At 50.0% G+C, this 20,559-nt stretch carries 17 protein-coding genes; 5 read left to right on the plus strand and 12 right to left on the minus strand.

The window, feature by feature from the left end; translation table 11 throughout:
* Positions 1-21: 21 nt before the first annotated feature.
* The 4 genes from C792_RS0112095 to C792_RS0112110 form a co-directional block, all read right to left on the minus strand.
* On the minus strand, positions 22-1,443 hold the full coding sequence (locus tag C792_RS0112095; RefSeq protein WP_017549717.1) for an SLC13 family permease: 1,422 nt from the start codon (positions 1,441-1,443) through the stop codon (positions 22-24).
* Positions 1,444-1,610: 167 nt separating this feature from the next.
* Entirely contained in the window at positions 1,611-3,092 is a 1,482-nt protein-coding gene (gene mqo / locus C792_RS0112100; RefSeq protein WP_017549718.1) for a malate dehydrogenase (quinone), read from the minus strand.
* A gap of 56 nt (positions 3,093-3,148) precedes the next feature.
* Positions 3,149-4,897 (minus strand): L-lactate permease, encoded by a 1,749-nt coding sequence (locus C792_RS0112105; protein ID WP_017549719.1) that lies wholly within the window; start codon positions 4,895-4,897, stop codon positions 3,149-3,151.
* A 140-nt stretch (positions 4,898-5,037) separates the two neighbouring features.
* The gene (locus C792_RS0112110; protein WP_017549720.1) at positions 5,038-5,727 is read right to left on the minus strand and encodes a FadR/GntR family transcriptional regulator; all 690 of its coding nucleotides are present in this window, start codon (positions 5,725-5,727) and stop codon (positions 5,038-5,040) included.
* 228 nt (positions 5,728-5,955) lie between these two features.
* Here C792_RS0112110 and C792_RS0112115 point away from each other — a divergent pair, with 228 nt between their 5' ends.
* On the plus strand, positions 5,956-7,395 hold the full coding sequence (locus C792_RS0112115) for a carbon starvation CstA family protein (RefSeq protein WP_017549721.1): 1,440 nt from the start codon (positions 5,956-5,958) through the stop codon (positions 7,393-7,395).
* A 19-nt stretch (positions 7,396-7,414) separates the two neighbouring features.
* Entirely contained in the window at positions 7,415-8,482 is a 1,068-nt protein-coding gene (locus C792_RS0112120; protein WP_017549722.1) for a branched-chain amino acid aminotransferase, read from the plus strand.
* Between the two features lie 87 nt (positions 8,483-8,569).
* On the opposite strand, the gene C792_RS0112125 is transcribed toward C792_RS0112120, so the two are convergent.
* The 5 genes from C792_RS0112125 to C792_RS0112145 form a co-directional block, all read right to left on the minus strand.
* The gene (locus C792_RS0112125) at positions 8,570-9,316 is read right to left on the minus strand and encodes a 2-keto-4-pentenoate hydratase (protein ID WP_017549723.1); all 747 of its coding nucleotides are present in this window, start codon (positions 9,314-9,316) and stop codon (positions 8,570-8,572) included.
* Positions 9,317-9,410: 94 nt separating this feature from the next.
* Positions 9,411-9,746 (minus strand): cupin domain-containing protein, encoded by a 336-nt coding sequence (locus tag C792_RS0112130; RefSeq protein WP_017549724.1) that lies wholly within the window; start codon positions 9,744-9,746, stop codon positions 9,411-9,413.
* 12 nt (positions 9,747-9,758) lie between these two features.
* The gene (locus C792_RS0112135; RefSeq protein WP_017549725.1) at positions 9,759-11,042 is read right to left on the minus strand and encodes a TRAP transporter large permease; all 1,284 of its coding nucleotides are present in this window, start codon (positions 11,040-11,042) and stop codon (positions 9,759-9,761) included.
* Entirely contained in the window at positions 11,039-11,515 is a 477-nt protein-coding gene (locus tag C792_RS0112140; RefSeq protein WP_017549726.1) for a TRAP transporter small permease, read from the minus strand. Before C792_RS0112140 ends, C792_RS0112135 begins: the two co-directional genes overlap by 4 nt.
* A 40-nt stretch (positions 11,516-11,555) precedes the next feature.
* The gene (locus tag C792_RS0112145; RefSeq protein ID WP_017549727.1) at positions 11,556-12,566 is read right to left on the minus strand and encodes a DctP family TRAP transporter solute-binding subunit; all 1,011 of its coding nucleotides are present in this window, start codon (positions 12,564-12,566) and stop codon (positions 11,556-11,558) included.
* A 366-nt stretch (positions 12,567-12,932) separates the two neighbouring features.
* On the opposite strand from C792_RS0112145, the gene C792_RS0112150 reads away from it, so the two are divergent.
* The 3 genes from C792_RS0112150 to C792_RS0112160 are packed head-to-tail and all read left to right on the plus strand — an operon-like array spanning position 12,933 to position 16,666.
* Entirely contained in the window at positions 12,933-13,592 is a 660-nt protein-coding gene (locus C792_RS0112150) for a GntR family transcriptional regulator (RefSeq protein WP_017549728.1), read from the plus strand.
* A gap of 35 nt (positions 13,593-13,627) precedes the next feature.
* A complete protein-coding gene (locus C792_RS0112155; RefSeq protein ID WP_017549729.1) occupies positions 13,628-15,229 on the plus strand; it encodes a M20/M25/M40 family metallo-hydrolase in 1,602 nt (533 codons plus the stop codon).
* Positions 15,230-15,265: 36 nt separating this feature from the next.
* On the plus strand, positions 15,266-16,666 hold the full coding sequence (locus C792_RS0112160; RefSeq protein ID WP_017549730.1) for an alanine/glycine:cation symporter family protein: 1,401 nt from the start codon (positions 15,266-15,268) through the stop codon (positions 16,664-16,666).
* A gap of 573 nt (positions 16,667-17,239) precedes the next feature.
* Here the strand turns inward: C792_RS0112160 and C792_RS0112170 are convergent.
* The 3 genes from C792_RS0112170 to murQ form a co-directional block, all read right to left on the minus strand.
* On the minus strand, positions 17,240-18,088 hold the full coding sequence (locus C792_RS0112170) for a MurR/RpiR family transcriptional regulator (protein ID WP_017549732.1): 849 nt from the start codon (positions 18,086-18,088) through the stop codon (positions 17,240-17,242).
* A 173-nt stretch (positions 18,089-18,261) separates the two neighbouring features.
* On the minus strand, positions 18,262-19,578 hold the full coding sequence (locus tag C792_RS0112175) for a PTS transporter subunit EIIC (RefSeq protein ID WP_017549733.1): 1,317 nt from the start codon (positions 19,576-19,578) through the stop codon (positions 18,262-18,264).
* Positions 19,579-19,583: 5 nt separating this feature from the next.
* The gene (gene murQ / locus C792_RS0112180; RefSeq protein ID WP_017549734.1) at positions 19,584-20,462 is read right to left on the minus strand and encodes an N-acetylmuramic acid 6-phosphate etherase; all 879 of its coding nucleotides are present in this window, start codon (positions 20,460-20,462) and stop codon (positions 19,584-19,586) included.
* Positions 20,463-20,559 lie beyond the last annotated feature (97 nt).

A 20,559-nucleotide genomic window follows, 5' to 3' on the forward strand; every position in this document is an offset into this window, starting at 1 on the left:
CCTCCAAAATTTTCATATTTTCTATGGCCAGAAACCGATCCATCTCCAGTAAGTATACGCCACCAGGGTGATGATTGCGATGCTCGCAAACGTCGCCCATATGCCCGGCCAGAGGAAATCCTTCTGCGTCACCCGGCCGGTGCTGTGGGCGACAACGTTCGGCATCGTCTCCACAACAAGCAGGAACCCCAGTAGCAAAGAAACCGCCGAAGCCACGGACATGACGGCGGGATCCAGCCCGGCCTGTGAAGAAACACTGATGAGAACGGGCAGTATCGTTATGACCGCCGTCGAGACATTCGTCACTCCGAGGTGATAGATCTGTGACAGAATGACCACGATCGGTATCGCAAGCCACGGATTGCCGAACACCTCTATGAATCCCTCTGGCGACAACAGCGTCTCAAGCAGGTCGATTGCGCCGGATTCAATCAGTGAGTAGCCGAGGGACAGTGTCGCACCAAGCAGGAGGATCATACCGAAATTCACATCAAGAAGCTTCCTCCACTCTATGAACCCAGTACCCGGCAGAGCCATCAGAACAACCGCACAAAGCGCTGCAAACGTCGGATGATATCCATGAAGGGACTCAGTCAGCCACAGGAGGATGGTAAAGAGAAGTATCGCCAGGCACTTCTTCTCATCCAGTGTGAATTTACCGATGGCCCTGTTCTTGCGCTTCATTTCCTTATGGAGTTTCTCGAATGTTTCCACCTCCGGCGGATAGCACTTCCAGACGATGTACATGATGACAATCACCAGCAGTATCCATATCGGTGCTGTATAGATGAACCATTGCAGATATGAAATCGACACATCCGCATACAGCCTGAGTATTTCAACGGCAAGTATGTTCCCGATGGCAGCAGTAAGCACAGCCACACCACTGATGTTGCCGCCGAATGCAGATCCGATATACAACAATCTGCTGAAATTCGAGTTTTTGCCCACACCGGTTTCTTCTATTATATTCGACACAATCGGCATCATCAGAGTCGCACGGACAGCGGTCGCCAGTATGAAAAATGCCTGGACCTGCATCAGTATGATGAACCCTATGTAGATGCCCTTTGCCGATTTTCCCATCACAGCAAGCAGGGAATACGTCATCCGCCTGATGAGCAGCGTATGATTCACACCGATTGCCATCATCATGCCACCGATGATAAGGAAAATCGCGGGGGAGGCAAAGCCGCTGAAGATGATCTCTATATCAACAGGTCTCAGCAGCAGAAGGAGCACCAGGACAAACAGGGCCGTCAGTCCGATCGGAATCGGTGCAAACGCCCACAGCACCAGCGCATACACCATGATCGCAATCGTACTGCGGGCCGGCCAGCCGATACCCTCAGGAAGCAAAAAGAGGACTGCCAGGAACAGGAACGTGGCAGACAGAAGGATGAGCCATCTGCTGATCTGATAATGCGTTCTGCCGTCGGACATCGCTCCCCCTCCAATTTCCTGAATATTTTATCATTATAACCATTATGCGCCTAATATTGTTTTGGAAACAAGTCTTTCCGTCACATCCCAGCGAATTAAATACTGTATAAAAAAGACACTGAGTGCCCTGTTTAAGCATCAGTGTCTCTCTTATAACCCGGGGGGCTCTACTCCAGTCCGAGCTCCCGGGAAGTTTCTTTCCTTATCTTCTTCATCAGCCCGCTGTCTTCTATCAAAGATTCGCCGTATGAAGGGATCATTTCTTTTATCTTCGGTGACCATTCCTCCATGTACTGCGGGAAGTTGTTTTCCAGCACCTCGAGGGCGACGGAGACGGAGGTGGAGGCTCCGGGTGATTCTCCGAGCAGGGCCATGACAGTGCGGTCCTCTGAATTGACGGCTTCTGTCCCGAATTGGATGAACCCTTTTCCGTACTCTTTTGTATCTTTGATCACCTGCACGCGTTTGCCGGCAACAAGGAGATCCCAATCCTCATCTTTGGCACCTGGGACGAACTTCCTCAGCTCTTCCATCCGGTCTTCCTTCCTCATCATGACCTGCTGGATGGAATATTTGACCAGCGGCATATTCTTGGCACCGGCGGAAAGCATGGTCAATACGTTGCCCGGATTGATGGACTTGAAGAGGTCCAGGTTGGAGCCGTTTTTCAGGAACTTTGGACCGATGGCCGCAAATGGACCGAACAGAAGGCTCTCCTCACCCTGTATATACCGCCTGTCCAGATGCGGTACAGTCATCGGCGGCGTGTTCGGCGGCTCTTTCCCGTACACTTTGGCGCCGTGCATACTTACCACTTCCGGGTTGTTGCATACCAGGAACGCGCCGCTGATCGGGAATCCGCCGAGCTGCCTGCTCTCCGGTATCCCGGTCTTCTGCAGCAGCGGAATCGCGTTGCCGCCTGCCCCGATGAATATATAATCTGCGGTATGGTATTCAATCTTCCCTTCCCTGATGTTGAGTATCTTGACTTCCCACCTGCTGTCTTCCAGCTGTTTGAAGTCAAGAACCTCGTGCTTGTAATGGACTTCTGCTCTATCATGCCCGCTGATATTCTTTGCCAGTTTCCGTGTGAGCTCCCCAAAATTGACATCCGTACCATAATCTATCCTGCTCGCTGCAACCGGGGTGCCTGAGGGGCGCCCCTCCATCATGAGCGGCATCCATTCTGCCAATACATCTGGATCCTCTGAATACTCCATCCCTTCGAACATGTCGAACGGACGCATCGCTTCATAGCGTTTCTTCAGAAAATCCACGTTATCCGCACCCTGGACGAAGCTCATATGCGGCAATGGCCGGATGAATTCCTCCGGACTTTCTATTTCCCCGGCTTTGACCAGATAGGACCAGAATTGCCTGGACTCCTCGAACTGCTCATTTATCTCCTTTGCCTTTTCAATATCTATGGATCCATCCTCCTGCTCAACTGTATAGTTCAGTTCACACAGCGCCGCATGCCCGGTTCCAGCATTATTCTTTTCATTCGAACTTTCTATCGCCGGTTTATCCAGCCTTTCAAAAAGCTTGATATTCCAATCGGGCTCTATATTTTTCAGCAGGGAACCAAATGTAGTACTTAAAACCCCCGCACCAATCAGAATGACATCTTTTGATTTTGCATTGACCATTTTACGACCGCCTCTCCAAGTTAAATTTCAGATTTTCATGTATCAGTTACTGCATATCATCCCGTCTCCGAAGCTTTCCGTCTGTATGAGCGCAGAATCATCATCAGAATCGATACCAGTACGAGGACGACGAGGATGAAACCGATATTGAAACCGATACCGTTCACCCACGCAAAGCCGATGGCACCGGCAAACACAAGATAGAATGCTGTCGGAATGAGCAGCTTTGTAATTATCGTACCCTCTTTGCCGACCATACCGACTGCCGCACTCGCAGCGACAACATTATGCACACAGATCATGTTACCAGCTGCACCGCCGACTGCCTGGAGCGCCACGATTACAAGCGGACTCATATTGATCTGTTCGGCGACTCCGAACTGGAACAGCCCAAACATCATATTGCTCACCGTATTGCTTCCTGCAGCAAAGGCACCCATGCCTCCTATCGTCGGTGATATCAGCGGCCAGCTGTCCCCGAAGAGTATTGCTGCACCGTTCGCAAGCACAATCGGCATCGAATCATAGCCGGCACCGTTTATCCCAGAATTAATGAACACCTGCACAAGCGGTACGGAGACGATCAGTGCCGCCATCGCGGAGAGAATGGTCTTCCAGGACACCCGAAACGCATCCCCCATCCCCTTCATATCAAGTTTGTGTATCCATCCCGTGACCACAGCAACGACTATGAATACGACACCCGGAATCATGAGCGGCGTCAGACTGTGTTCTATTCCTGTACCAAGGATATCATCAAATGAAATGGTCCATGAAGACATCAGTGCATTCAGGCCCAGCGGCTCGATGCGTGTGATGACCAGAAGGACCGCAACCAATACGTACGGCAGCCATGCCTTGAACATCGATATCTCCTTCGGTGCCCGGGCCTCAGCCGCCATTTCGCTGACCCATGAACTGTCCCAGCTGGAGCGGGGTTCAAAATCAAACGTCTCCTTCGGCATGAGAAACCCTTTTCTGGCCAGGGGAATGACGATGATAAGCCCGACCAGACCACCGATGAGCGAAGGGAATTCAGGCCCCAGAAAGTTGGCAGTCAGCGTATACGGAATGACGAACGACAGTCCCGCAAATATCGCAAACGGCCATATTCTGAAACCTTCCGAGAAACTGCGGTTTCTGCCAAAAAACCTTGTCAGCATCGCAGACATGAGCAAGGGTATGAATAAGCCGACCATGGCATGGAAAATGGATACCTGTCCACCGATATTGAATATGAAGGAAGACAATTCCATACCTTCACCGTCCAGAAAGCTGTTTACCACCGGCTGATTTTCAAGACTGGTATTCACTCCGACCAGTATCGGTGTCCCGACGGCACCGTATGACACCGGTGTCGATTGGAGCATCAGTGCAATCATGACTGCGGCGAGCGCCGGGAATCCGAGAGCGATGAGCAGCGGCCCAACCACTGTAGCCGGTGCCCCCCATCCGGCCGCACCTTCCAGGAAAGTTCCGAACAGCCATGCAACGATGATTGCCTGTACGCGTCTGTCAGGAGATATGCTTGTAAAGGATGTACGGATTGTATCAACCGCTCCACTCTCCTTGAGCACATTGAGCAGAAGCACTGCACCGAAGACGATAACCCCCACCTCGAGCGCAGTCAGTATTCCTTTGAAGGAAGCTGCTGTAATTTCGACTGCTCCCATCTGCCAGCCGAAGAACGCAATAAGTATTGTGATGATGAAACTGTAGAACATCCCCTTTTTAGCCGACCATCTGAGTATGACGAGGAAAAAGAAAATGGTAAGAATCGGTAGAAGACTTAAAAATATAAGCATAATACTGCCCCCTTGATTTAACGCAATCGCTTTAATCATATAGTCATCTGATGACTCAATGTCATGTAGCCATTCTATGTAATCGCTTTCCAAATGTCAAATATTTTCGGCAAATTAAAGAGGGCCAGATTTCTGGACCCTCAATAATTGGCCAGCAGCACATCCTCAACACCCTTTAGATGGTCGTACATATACTTTGCAGCTGCTTCCGCATCTTCATTTTTTATCGCTTCGAGAATGAGCTTGTGTTCATCATAGATTTTCTGGATGGATTTCTCCGTCTCATACAGCCATATACGCCTTGTTTCCTTCATGGTCCGGATCATCGTCTCCGACACATCTTCGAGTAGGTTGGCGAGCAGCGGATTGCCGGTCGATACGGCGATTGCCATATGAAAATCGTAGTCGGCCTGTTCACCGAGTTCATTGTTTTCCACTGCAGTCCACATCTTGCCGAGCGCTTCTTCCATTTTTTCATGGTGATGCGCTTCAGCTTTTTCACACGCCGCCCTCACACTGCCCACTTCTATGATCTTCCTCAGATCCAGAAGATTGGCGATATCCGCCTTTGTAATGATTTCGAAGTTCTGTTCAAAGCCTAAGGGCATCTGCTCATTGATGAAAGAGCCCTGTCCGTGCTTCACATGTATGACATCCAGTACTTTCAGACTGTTCAGCGCTTCCCGTATGGATGCCTGTGACACCTGGTACGATTCTGCCATTTTCGTAATTGCAGGCAGCTTGTCTCCGGGTTTCAGTTTTCCGGATCTGATTTCAGACAGTATGATATCCGCAATCTCTTCATATACTTTTTTCCTCGCCAGTGCCACTCAATCACATCCGTTATTGTTATTCTCATCTCAATAATAGCATATATCACCGGTTTCCAATCATGCTGAACATCATTTTCCCTCCATCACAATAAAGAATTTACACCCATCCGGAGCATGATTCATAATTTGCAACAAAAATATAATCATAATTATCTGAAAATACATTGATTTCTGCGCTCAAAATTGTTAAGATATAAACAATTTTTAATTAAAGGAGGCATTCGGATGCTAACACTTATTTTCGCAATCATACTGCTCATTGCAGGCTATATGGTATACGGAAAGATTATTGAGAAGATTTTTGTCATCGATGACAGCAACGGAACACCGGCTTATAAGAGCGGAGATGGTGTTGATTACATTCCAATGCATCCGGTAAAGGGCTGGCTGATCCAGCTGCTTAACATCGCAGGGCTCGGCCCGGTCTTTGGTGCGGTGGCGGGTGCGTTATATGGACCTGTCGCACTCATCTGGATCGTTTTTGGCTGTATTTTTGCCGGGGCGGTACACGATTATTTCTCAGGAATGCTGAGCATACGCAACAACGGTGCACAGTTCCCCGCCTTGGTGGAGAAATACCTCGGGAAAAGTGTCAAAGTCTTCGTCTATGTGGTTTCTTTGGTACTCATGATCCTGGTCGCCGCTGCATTCACTGCCGGTCCGGCTGAACTGATTGCACTTAAAACAGGCGGTGCCATTCCATTCGCAGCCGCTCTCATCATCATATTCGGTTATTTCGTCATCTCTGCAATACTGCCGATCAATAAGATCATCGGGAAGATCTATCCGGTCTTTGGCGCCATTCTTATCATCATGGCCGTCGCTGTACTGGCAGGTCTGCTCTTCTCAGAAACCAGGATACCCAACCTGACACTCTCAAACGCACATCCTGAAGAATTGCCTGTCTGGCCGCTGCTCATGATTACCATATCATGCGGTGCCATTTCCGGATTCCACTCAACACAGAGTCCGATCATTGCGAGGACCGTCAGAAAAGAGTCCGAGGGCAGAAAGGTCTTCTTCGGTGCGATGATTGCAGAAGGTGTCCTCGCCCTGATCTGGGCCACTGCCGGCATGACTTTCTTCGGCGGAACCGGGGGGCTCGCCACAGCTCTCGCAAACGGGGGTCCGGCAGGCGTCGTGGACAGCATTTCCATCGGCTATCTCGGATCTATCGGTGCTCTGCTCGCATTTTTAGGCGCCGTCATCCTGCCGATAACTACGGGGGATACTGCGCTCCGCTCATCAAGGATGATTCTGACCGAAGCTGTAGGCGATTATGTTAAAGTGGGGGCAAGACCAAAACTCTTCATCATGACAATATGCGTCGGTGTCCCTGCATTCCTGCTCGCAACCATTGATTATATGTTCTTATGGAGATACCTTGGGTTCTCCAATCAGATGGTTGCCGCTACAATGCTCTGGGTCGCAACAGCCTATCTCATCAAAGAAGGGAAGTTCCATCTCATCTCAGGACTTCCTGCAATCTTCATGACTGGAGCAGTCGGGGCCTACTTCTTCTATGCACCTGAGACATTGAATATGAACTATGAAATTTCCCTCACCCTGGGAATGATTCCCGTCGTCGTAACAACCGTGCTCTATGCAAGAGCTGCATTCCGACAAAAATCAAGAAACCTGAAAGAGAACACCCAATTAGGATAATAATCGAGGAGGAATTGCCATGTCACAAACACTGCAAATCGAAAGAGCCAATGAACTTAAGCACAAACCGGATGTTTCAACGGTACAATTCGGCACCGTCTTCACAGATTACATGTTCACAAACAGATATACACCTGAATACGGATGGTCCGGCGCCTCCATCGTCCCCTACCAGAACCTGCAGCTGTCACCGAGCGCCCAGGCCATCCATTACGGCCAGTCCGTATTCGAAGGCCTGAAAGCCTACAAACAGGGGGATGACATCCTTCTTTTCCGCCCCGATCAGAACTTCAAGCGGATGAACGAGTCACTGTCCCGCCTGTCCATGCCGGAAATCAATGAAGAGAATGCGCTGAATGCCCTGTACGAACTGCTCAAAGTGGAGCGTGACTGGGTGCCGGACGGCGAAGGACAGTCCCTCTATATCCGGCCGTTCGTTTTCGCCGATGAGCCGTTCCTCGGTGTAAGGCCGTCGGAAACGTATCAGTTCAACATCATCCTATCCCCTGTCGGCGGCTACTACGGTGCCACACAGCTCAACCCGACAAGCATCTATGTGGAAGATGATTTCGTCCGTTCCGTCCGCGGTGGCGTCGGTTTCGCCAAAGTGAGTGGCAACTATGCAGCCAGCCTGCTTGCACAGAAGAAGGCAAATGAGCTCGGCTATGAGCAGGTACTCTGGCTGGATGGTGTCGAGCAGAAATATGTCGAGGAAGTCGGCAGCATGAACATCTTCTTCGTGAGGGACGGGGAACTGATCACACCGCAGCTGAACGGTTCCATCCTGCCCGGCATCACGCGGAAATCCATCATCGAACTTGCCAAGCACAAAGGCTATACGGTAAAAGAGGAGAAAATCCACATCGATGATCTTGTGGAAGATATTCATGGCGGCAGGGTCACGGAAGTCTTCGGTGCAGGGACAGCGGCAGTCATCGCACCTGTCGGCAAGCTGAACATCCACGGCATCGACTATATCGTCAACGACAACCAGGTCGGCGAAGTGTCGCTTGACCTGTTCAACGACCTGACAGACATCCAGTATGGCAGAAAGGAAGATCCATTCGGCTGGGTCGTCAGACTGTAAAAGTAAAAATAACGCAGACAGTTAAACTGTCTGCGTTATTTTTATGCCCCCACTGTTATTGTCCTTGAAATCGGGCAGAATGTATTCCTATTCCGTCACTTCAAACTCCACTCTTCCGATATTTTCATATTCCACGGTATATTCACCCGCTTCAAGTTCGACCGGGATATTGAAGGTTCCCGCAGAGACGAACAGGCCGGCATTCAGCGTTCTGCTCCTTTCGGACAGTGCTCTGGCGAGCCACTTCACTGCTTTTGCAGGATGACCAAGCACTTCCGTGGACTGTCCTTCCTTGATGATTTCGCCGTCATGTGACAACGTTCCTCTGATGTCATCAAGGTCATCATATTCAAACTTCCGGGGTTCGCCGAAAATCACGGCACCGTTCACCGCCCCATCAGAAACGACTTCATAAAGGTCGATGTTCGGGAACCAGTCTTCATATCGGCCGTCCGGAATTTCAGCCCCCGGCGCCACCCTGCATTTCCTCATGATATCGTCCACATTGTCTTCGGGAAACACGATTTCATCCACGATGAATACAAGTTCCATCTCAAGGAGCGGGATATTGAAGTCTTCGAGTGAGACCTTCTCCAGAATCGTGCGGTCCGTCATTGCACCGTACAGCGGCTGGTCACTCCTGAACAAATCCTGTGTTTCCCCGCTCGTCAGACTTATTTTATAGCCGCTCAGCACCTCTCCCGACTCTATTTTAAGGTCCAGCACCGCATCCTGGACCGAGTATGCTTCCTCCAGGTCAGTGACCCCGATGACTCCGCGCTTCAAAGGCTCATTTTTAGCATATGCATCATACAGTTTTTTTACAGCTGACATATAAATACCTCCGGGACATTTACTCTAAATATAACACAATTGTTTTGTCTGCAGAAAAACCCTCTCTGACAGAGAGGGTTTTTTTTCGACCGTATCAGAACACCACGGCGAGAAACTTCAGTTCCGTATCGCCGGTGTTCCTGATGCCATGTGACTGTCCTTTCGTTATCAGGCATAGTTCTCCGGCACCGACCGTCTTTACCGAGCCGTCGGCATCGGTGAATTCAGCGTCTCCCGACAGGATGTAGTACCCCTCCGAATCATTCTGATGACGGTGGTATCCGATGCTGGCACCTGTCGGGACTGTGACGACTGCGAAAAGGTGCAGCCCTTCGGCCACTCCCTTATCAAGCAGTGTGCTGATTGTGACCTCACCTTCACCGTCATGCAGTTCATTGTATCTGTCTGTTTCTTTCACATTAAGTATCATTTCGAACACCTCTTATTTGAACAGTCCTGGCAGGAATGTGGAAATGGCCGGGAAGAATATGATAAGCAGCACCATGATGGCCACGATGGCCAGGACATGGAGTACATAGGGCAGTGTTTCCTCTATCCCCATTTTCCTGTCGGTGATGCTGCAGCCTGCTATCAGGGAGAGCCCGACCGGCGGTGTGATGTTCGCCAGGGCAAAGTTGATGATGAGCACCATGCCGAAATGGATCGGATCGATGCCGAATTCTGTAGCTATCGGCATGAATATCGGACTGAGCAATATGATCAGTGACGTCACTTCGGTGAGTGTTCCCAGTATAAGCAGTATCAATGATACAATCAGCAGGAACATGAGCGGCGAATTTGCAAATCCAAGGAAGAAATCTGTGATCATCGCCGGGATGTGGTTGACAGTGAGCACGTATGTAAATGCATTTGCCGCAGAGATGATGATCAGTATGGTTGCTGATGTCACGGCCGAAGTGACCATGATATCCCTGTATTTCACGAAATCAAGTTCCCTGTAGATCATTGCCAGAACCAGACCGTATGCCACTGCAATGACAGCGGCCTCTGTTGCCGTAGCAAGCCCGCTGAATATACTGCCGATGATGAATACCGGAGTGAGGAGCGGGAAGAATGCCGCGCGCCCTGTTCTCCATATTTCCCTCCCCGTCACCTTCTCTGTTCTGATTTCCCCGTAACCTTCTCTTTTAGCCATGAATGCCACGTAGAGGCAGAGTGCTGCAGTCAGCAGTGTTCCGGGGATGACGCCGGCGATAAACAGGCTGCCGATTGAAATGTTCGCTGTAATCCCCAGTATGACCATCGTAATGCTCGGCGGGATGATCAGTCCAAGCACCCCGGCCGGCCCCATTATACTGGCGATAAATGAATTGCTGTATTTCTCCTCCTGCAGCCTCGGCACCATCACCGAGCCCACAGCGTATGTTGTCGCCACTGTCGAGCCTGAAACCGCGCCGAATAATGCCGTAGTCACGACGGTGGTTATCGCCGTACCGCCGGCCAGCCTGCCGACCAGGGCACTGGAGAATGCCATCAGTCGCCTGGTCAGTCCCCCTTTGCCCATGATGTTTCCAGCAAGTATGAACAGCGGCAGTGCCAGATAGGAGAAGTTGTTGACGCCGGCAAACATCCGCTGCACCAGTATCTCAAGCGGTACGCCGCCCATGAGCAGCATCGCTATGGCAACGATGCCGATGACATAGCCTATCGGCATCCCCAGAAACAGCAGTCCGAAAAATACGACCAGTATCCCGAATATCATCATACCGCTCCCCCTCCTTCATCTTCCGTAGGAGATTTCTTCATGCCGCTCAGGATGAAATAAAGGGAGAACAGTCCACTGACAGGCAGTGCGAGATAGAAAATGCCCATCGGCAGCTGCAGTGCCGGCGACGATGATGACATGGAATCCGCCGCCAGTCTGAACCCGTACACAGTAAGAACCCCGTAAAACAGGGCGAGCAGTATATTGACGAACAGGTGGACGTACTTCCTTTTGTCCTTCCCGACTTTCCTTACAAAATAATTGACGGCAAGGTGCATCTTTTCATGTATTGCGAGACTGCTGCCAAGAAACGTCAGCCATACAATCAGCAGCCGGGCCAGCTCTTCTGTACCGGGCACGAAGATGTCCGATACCCTTGAAATCACCTGCAGCAGGACAATCGCCGTAAGCAGAGTGATGGAGATGATACAAAGCCATGTCAATATGCTGACAAGCGTTTTTGTGAATTGCATATGTAAGATTCTCCTTATTGTAAAAGGAAGGGAAAAATGATCATTCTTCCCAACCAGATGCATCATTATATATTCCCATTAATTCCTCTCCGAATACTTCCTGTTCCCATTCTTCATAAATGGGCAGCATCTCTTCCCTGAATGCTTCAGTATCGACATTGTCGTTGATCTGTACCCCGTACTCTTCGAGTTCGGCCAGAAATTCCGCTTCAGCTGCATCATTTTCCTCTATCACTTTATCTGAGGCCTTCTCTGTTTCATCCAGTACGATCTGCCTGTCCGCTTCTGAAATCTGCTCCCAGGCATCCGTATCCACCGCAAGCATTACAGTGTTGTAGAAATGGCCGGTCAGGGATAGATAATCCTGGACTTCATAGAGTCTCGGAGCCACTATATTCGCAAGCGGATTTTCCTGGGCATCAAGGGCGCCCTGTTGCAGTGCACCGTATACCTCACTGAAAGCCATCACAGTCGGCAGTGCCCCGAGCTGTTCGAAGGCGTCGACCCTGAGTGCCGTTTCAGCCACCCTGATCTTCATACCTTCCAGGTCTTCAGGCCTTTCAACCGGCTTTTTATTATTAGTAATATGACGGTTTCCCCACTCCATATAGCCGATCTTGGTCATGCCTTCCTCTGCCATTATATCTGCCAGGTAGTCTCCGAATTCCCCCTTATACGCCTGTCTTGCATGATCCACATCCTGCCACATGTAGGGCAGGTCTTCAATGGCCATCCTCAGGTCGAGGTACTGCATGGAACCCACCATGATCGCCCCGGCCTGCATGGAGCCGATCTGCATCTGTTCCAGCATTTCAGTTTCGGACCCCAGCTGTCCGTTGCCGTATATTTCGAACGCCACCCTTCCATCCGTCTTCTCCTCAATAACCCGGGCAAGTTCATCAATGTTATCGGAAGCCGGAGTGCCGGGGGAAAGCGCATGTCCCAGCTGCAGTGTCACAGATTCCCGGCTCTCGGCCTGCTCTTCATTGCTGCATCCGTATAAAACGATCATCAGAACCAGAAATACAGTCAGTGCCAAACATTTCTTCATCAGATCCCAGCCCTCCATTTTCTCAAGAATATGTATATTTTATACAAAGAGGTTACAGCACACCTTTCTATTATGTTAATATAATTATAAATAAATATTAATAATTATGAATTACTATACGATTTATGGGGCATTTTATGTATACTGTATACCAAAGACTACAGTAACAGTTTTCAATCGTCAATGAATTATTAGAAAAATGGGATAAATCTGATTTAACCATGAATCTCTTGGTATATCGTTTGATTTTTGGAATTTTCAGTTTTATACTCACTCTATGTATACTGTATACAGGAAATTTGGAGCGTTTCTTAGCGCGGTAGAAATCATGATTGCCGTCTTTTGAACAGAACGGAGGTGATTTTAATGATGCGGAAAATACCAAAAAGTACAAGCCTGTCAGATCAGGCATATGAGATTCTGAAAGAATCCATACTGCTTGGAGAACTGAAAGGCGGTGACCCTCTTCCTGAAGAGAAATATTCGAAACAGCTGGGCATCAGCCGGACACCTTTCAGGGATACGCTTGCCCGGCTTGCTTCCGAAGGACTCATCATCCAGAAGACGGGGGCGCCGGCGGTCGTGGCTACATTTACCAGGGAAATGTCTCTTGAACACATGGAACTGAGGAATCTTCTCGAAGTGTACAATATGGAAAAAGTGATCACGAAGATGGATGAGACACTGATAGGCCGGCTGAAAAGGAATCTGGAAATGCAGAAAAAGGCGATTGATGACAACCGTTATGCAGAATTCATGAAGCATGACAAGGAATTCCACCTGGCTTTGACAACTCCAAATATGAATTCCGAGCTCAGGAGAATGGTTGAAAAGCTCAATGCCGACCTCAGCCGGGCTTTCCTGATCCTGTCCAGGACAGTGGAGCAGAGTGCGGCTGAGGCCTATCAGGAGCACTGTGAAATTGTGTATGCCATCGAAAGAAAGGATGCTTCCGCATCCAGGGATAAGATGGTAGTGCATCTGAACAACGTGGAAAAACGCTTCCTGCAGTATTATCAAGGATAGAAACGATAGATTCATCAAAGGGGAGATTTTTTATCATGAATTGGAATACAGAAAGTCAACTGGAGGACCTTATATGCCAGCTGGTTTCATGGGACAGCAGGACCGGCACCGAAGGGGAGGTCCTTTTCCCGTATAAGCTCAAAGATGAACTGTTCAAGCTGGATTATTTTATGGATAACCCCGGATTCCTTGAGCTCCATGATGCCGGCAGGGAACGGAATGCCCTATCAGGGCTCTATAGGTCCGGACAGACTGACAGGACGATTGTACTGATCAGCCACTTTGACACTGTACATACGAAAGAATTCGGTTCCAGAAGCCGGTTCGCGTTCTCACCGCGTGAACTGACCCAGCACTTCCGGGAAAAGATGAATGACTTCTCCGAAGAAGTGAAGGAAGATATAAAATCCGGCGACTATCTTTTCGGACGTGGAACGATGGACATGAAGATGGGACTCGCTCTCCACATCCACCTGCTTGAAAAGGCAATACAGGAAAGATGGCCGGTCAATCTTCTTCTCCTCACAGTGCCGGATGAGGAAGTGGATTCCGCCGGTATGCGGACAGCTGTTGAAAAGCTTGATGGATTAAAGAGAAAACACGGCCTGGATATATCCCTTTTCCTGAACAGTGAACCGAGCTTCACCCAGAGGCCGGAAGATCCAAACTACTATATATACTCAGGCTCCATCGGGAAAATCATGCCTTCGGCACTCTTCTATGGAATCGAGACCCACGCAGGGGAACCGCTCCGTGGTTTGAACGCCTATTATATGGCATCATTTCTCAATCAGAAGATGGAGTTCACGGATGCTTTCTCCGAGGAGGAATACGGTGAGAAGACACCGCTGCCCCTGACACTGAAAAGCTATGATCTGAAAGAAGACTATTCCACCCAGACGTCACATCATGTCGCTTCCCTGTATAATGTCTTTACCATGAGGCAGAATGCAGAGGATATTTTCGTCAAATACGACTTCCTGGCCAAAGAAGCCATGAAGGAATGCCAGGAGCAATACGAAATGATCTGCCGTCGGGAGAACACCCGGCCGGTCGGGCAGATCAGAACGATGAGCTACCGCGAGCTTTACGAATACACACTGAAAAAACTCGGGGCTGAGAAGACGGATGCCATCATCGATATCTATGTGGACCGGGACGACTTGGACGACCGGGAAAAATCCATGAGGATTGCCAATCGGATGGTCACACATTGCAAGGAACTTGTCCCGCTTGCCGTAACTTTATTCGCGCCGCCCTACTATCCTTCAGTGAATGCCTCCGAAGATGGCCTGATCAGGGATATCGTCGGTTACACAAAGAGCTATATGGCGGAGCACCATTCGATCGACCCGATTGAAGTCCACTACTTCAACGGCATATCCGACCTCAGCTATGTAACGTACGACAGCCACGATGACAGCTGGGAAACCTACCGGAACAATACGCCGGTATGGGACCGGACATATACGGTTCCATTCGAGGAGATGCAGAAACTCCAGGTGCCATTCATCAACATCGGTCCGTTTGGAAAGGACGCACATAAGCTGACAGAACGGCTTCATAGGAAAAACGCCTTCCAAGTAACACCTGAGCTGCTTGAAAATATATTGAAAGAATTCTTTTGGGAAGCATGACAGGATCAGCAACTGAAATCGTAAAGGGGACTTATTATGGAATTTATCACAGCAGTATCAGATTTTCTCTGGGGATATCCGGTTGTAATCATCTTACTCCTGACAAGTATATACCTCACTGTCAAACTGAAGTTTTTCCAGTTCAGATACCCGGTTCACATATTCAAACAGACTGTCGGTCAGATCGGCAGGAAAACCAGGGGGGACGGCACAGTCACCCCTTTCCAGACGCTGACCACAGCCCTCAGTTCGACGATCGGCGCCGCCAACATCGTCGGTGTACCTGTAGCCATCATGCTCGGCGGTCCGGGTGCGGTATTCTGGATGTGGGTCATCGCCATACTCGGCATGGGGCTAAAATTCGGTGAAATCACTCTAGGTGCCCACTACAGGGAGAAGAATGCGATCGGCGAATATGTCGGCGGCCCGACATACTATATGAAAAACGGCATAAAGTGGCCGCTGATCGGTAAAATACTCGCCGGCTGGTATGCCATCTTCCTGATTCTCGAACTCATTCCGAGCATCATGGTGCAGAGCAATTCGGTTGCCAGTACGATTGAGGACACATTCGCTCTGAGCCCGCTTGTTACGGGTATCGTCGTTGCATTCTTCGTCGGGATTGTCGTATTCGGCGGCATCAAGCGTATCGGCGCAGTCAGCTCGATATTCGTCCCTGCAATGGCGCTGTTATACATCATTGCCGGACTCATCGTCATACTGATGAATGTGCAGGCGATACCTGCGGCATTCGCGCTGATCTTCACAGAAGCATTCAACCCGACCGCAGCGCTCGGCGGCGGCGCAGGCGCCGTGCTTGCAGAAACCATACGCTGGGGATTCGCACGCGGCATCTACAGCAACGAAGCCGGACTCGGTACATCACCGATCGCCCATTCCGCAGCCAAGACAGATCACCCTGTCAGGCAGGCGCTATGGGGCGTCATTGAAGTCCTCGTGGATACACTGGTCATCTGTACAGTCACAGCGCTTGTCGTCATCGTTTCCGGCGTATGGCAGCATGAAGATGCCACAGACGGAAGTGTGAGAGAAGCACTCACCGCCCGCGCCTTCGGTGAAACATTCGGACCCGCAGGCAGCACGATGGTATCCCTCGCCCTGATCCTGTTCGTATTCTCCACAATCACCGTCGTCGTATTCTACGGCGCAAGACAGGCAGAGTATCTCTTCGGTTTGTGGGCAGGCACCGCGATGAAAACAGTGTATGTCATTTCAATCATAATCGGTGCCATCGGAGGGGCCACTACACTCTGGACCTTCCTCGACATCATGCTGTTCATGATCCTCCTGCCGAACATAATTGCAATTGTACTGATGTCGCCGAAAATAATCGAACTCAAAAATGAATACTTCAAGTCCGATCACTATTACAAAAAGGACATCAGGGAAGAAAAGGAATTGAAGGCAGGGAAATAAAAGAGAGTCCGGCACCAGACACTGTTCTGGTACCGGACTTCTTTGTAGTTAATTTTTATATTAGGCGGACACCGCTATTCCCGCCGTGTCCGGCATCGCTCTTTGGCGGACACCGCAACCTCCGCCGTGTCCGGTATCGCTCTTTGGCGGACACCGTAACCTCCGCCGTGTCCGGTATCGCTCTTTGGCGGACACCGCAACCTCCGCCGTGTCCGGTATCCCACTTTGGTGGACACCGTGATCTCCGCCGTGTCCGGTATCGCTCTTTGGCGGACACCGTAACCTCCGCCGTGTCCGGTATCGCTCTTTGGCGGACACCGCAACCTCCGCCGTGTCCGGTATCCCACTTTGGCGGACACCGTGATCTCCGCCGTGTCCGGTCCCCCTCTTTGGCGGACACCGCTATTCCCGCCGTGTCCGGTATCCCACTTTGGCGGACACCGCAATCTCCGCCGTGTCCGGTATCCCTCTTTGGCGGACACCGTGATCTCCGCCGTGTCCGGTATCCGCACCCCTCCCCCCTCAAAACACAGAAATCCCGGAACCGAAGTCCCGGGATTTCTGTGTATCTGGCTAGTCCATCTTATAATCCTGGACTGCCTCGTGTGTATCATTGATCTTCTCAAAAATATCGTCACCTGATTTGATTGCCGTCCTCATGAAAAGCACATCGACCAGGTAGAGCTGTGAAATTCTTGCTGTCATCGTGCCAATTCGGATATTGTTCTCTTCGAGTGATGTACTCATGACGATGCTTGCGATATTTCGCGCCGGTGAGCTGATGGACTGCGTGATGAGTATGGTCTTGACACCTTTGCTGCGGCACTTCTTCAAAATGTCGATGATCTCTTTTGTCCTGCCCGATGTTGAAAAGAGGACAACTACAGACCCTTCTTTGAGCACCGGAATCTTTGTCAGCAGTACATGGTTATCAAACGGGACGACCGACTTGATGCCGATTCTTGAGAGCTTGAGATAAAGATCCTCACTTGGAATCCTTGACGCTCCGATGCCGAACAGTACGACTTCATCAGCGGAGGAAAGTGTCTCGGCCGCTTCCTCGACCGCACCATAGTTTACCGTTTTGTGTGTCCCGTACAATGCACTTACAGTATTATTCAGCGCTTTGTCCATCGTGACGTTGACATCGTCTTTTGGAGACAATGATTTACTGTAGACTTCCTGCTCCGACTTCGTATGCTCTTTTGCAAGTTCAACTTTAAGTGACCTCAGGCCTTTCAGCCCGATCTTCTTTGAAAACTTGGTGATGCTTGCCTGACTTACCCCTATACTGTCTGCATTTTCGGCGATGCTCGCAGTCAGAAAATCCTCACTGTTTTCGAGGATGTATTTCGCAATCAATCTCTCTTTTCTGCTGAAGGCATCCATCTGACCCCGGATTTGTTTCGTTACTGAATACATGATCTACTCCCATTCAATTGAACGGTGTACTCTGGCCCGACCCCATACAAACGCATAACCGTTCAATTTTACAATTTTGTTATACTTATTTCTTACTTTAGCATACTCATATACAAATTGTAATTGTCATCTTCCGATTTTCAAAAAATTTTATTTACAGTCATACCCGGGTATTATTTATCGAGGTTTTCGACCATCTTTTCCTTGAAGCCGAACATATAAGTGAATATGAATCCGCCGGCATATCCGAGTATCAGACCGATGATATAATGTATATATTTACCGTCAGCAATAAGCGGGACGAGCGAGATACCCGACACACCGATGTTGATGGCACCTGTTGTCATCAGTGCCTGGTATGCACCGCCGAACGCTGCGCCGAGGCATGCGGTCAGAAATGGTCTGCCGAGCGGCAGGGTCACGCCGTAGAGAAGCGGTTCGCCGATGCCAAGAAAGCCGACCGGAAGCGTCCCTTTTATGATATTCTTCAGCCGTTTTGATTTTGTTTTGACGAAAATCGCCACGGCTGCCCCGACCTGTCCGGCCCCGGCCATGCCGAGGATGGTGAATATCGGTGTATATCCGATATCCTGTATGAATTCAAGATGGATCGGGGTCAGACCGTGATGCAGCCCGACCAGCACCAGCGGCAGGAACGTTGCTGCAAGTACTGCCCCTGCAAATATGCCGCCGATTTCAAGCACCCAGTTGATGGACACGATGATTCCCTCAGACAGCACTGCACCGACCGGCTGCAGGCCGATGACTGTCAGGAGTCCGACGATGAACACCGTGAGTGTCGATGTCACAATCAGATCGAGTGAATTCGGCACCACTTTCCTGATCTGCTGCTCCAATATAGCCATGAGGAATGCGGACATCATCACTGCAAACAGACCTCCGCGTCCGGATACGAGCGATTCACCGAAAAGTTCCATATCATCCAGTGCCGGATTGAATATCAGTGCACCGCTGATTGCCCCGAGGGCGGGGGTGCCGCCAAATTCCTTTGCCGTGTTGAAACCGACGAGCACACCTATGATTGTGAAGAATGCTCCCCCGATGAACTGCAGCACCTGGACCCAGGCAAGTTCAGTGTCCACACCTGAGTTTATCGCAAAATTTACAGCCCCGTTGATCAGTCCCGAAGCAACCAGAGCCGGAATCAGCGGTATGAAAATATTGCCTATTTTCTTGAGCAGATACTTTACCCCTTTTTTCTTCGGCGCAAAACCGCCTGTTTCAACCTCCCCTATCTGCTTTTCCATTTCCCTGCGTGTCTTCTCTGCAGCGCCGGGCCCCAGGATGATCTGGAATTCGTCGTCATCGACCACGCCATTGACGCCGTCAAGATTCTTGATATTGTCCATGTCGATCTTACTGTGGTCTTTAGCCACCACCCTCACACGTGTCATGCAATTGTATATACCGGCTATATTCTCTCTGCCGCCCATCAGATCGAGCAACTGCGAAGCCAAAATTTTAGACACACTATCTACCCCTTGTCTGTAGTCAATATTTTCCTGATATCCGGCTGCTCTGACAGCAGTGATTCCGCCTGCTCCCTATCCACATCCAGCATGATCATCAGCACCGCCGTCTTCACACGCCGCCCTGATGCACTCAGGGCATCCGCGGCAGTCTGTTCATCCGTCTCTGTTATTTCACGGATCATATTGATTGCACGCCTTTCAAGCTTCCAGTTGCTCGGATTGACATCCACCATGTAGTTTCCGTAAACCTTTCCCCTTTTGATGTTGATGATTGTCGAAATCATGTTGAGGACGAGCTTTTGCGCCGTCCCTGACTTCAGACGTGTCGATCCCGTCAGTATCTCAGGGCCGGAAGACACTTCCACCGGAAAATCGGCAAGATCCGATATGTCACTCCCTTTATTATTGGAAATGCTGCCGGTCAGGGCGCCCGCCTTCCCGGCTGCCTTGAGCGCCCCTTTGACATAGGGCGTCCGGCCACTCGCTGCAATGCCGATGACGCAGTCCCCACGCCCCACTCCCAGGTCCAGTACATCCGATTCACCGAGAGCTTCGGAATCTTCCGCCCCTTCAATCGCGAACCTGAGCGCCTTATCACCACCGGCTATTATTCCGATGAATTCATCCGGGTCCGTATTGAAAGTCGGCGGACATTCGGATGCATCCAAAACACCAAGCCTGCCGCTCGTCCCCGCTCCGGCATATATGACCCTTCCCGCATTTTGTTCAATGATCGCAGTGATCAGGTTTTCTATACTATCTTTTTCCGCTTCCACAGCTTCCAGTGCATCCGTCGTCTCCTCATTCATCAGTCTGATGATTTCACCCACACCCAGCAAGTCCAGTTCCTTTGATTTTTCGTTTCTGTTCTCAGTTCCCATAGATTGTCACTCCCTTATAACCAGTGTATGGGAAAACACTACAAAAGTAAATAATATTTCTTTATATAAAAATTATTATATAAATATATTATTAAAA

This window comes from Salinicoccus carnicancri Crm, from assembly GCF_000330705.1.
Lineage (GTDB): Bacteria > Bacillota > Bacilli > Staphylococcales > Salinicoccaceae > Salinicoccus > Salinicoccus carnicancri.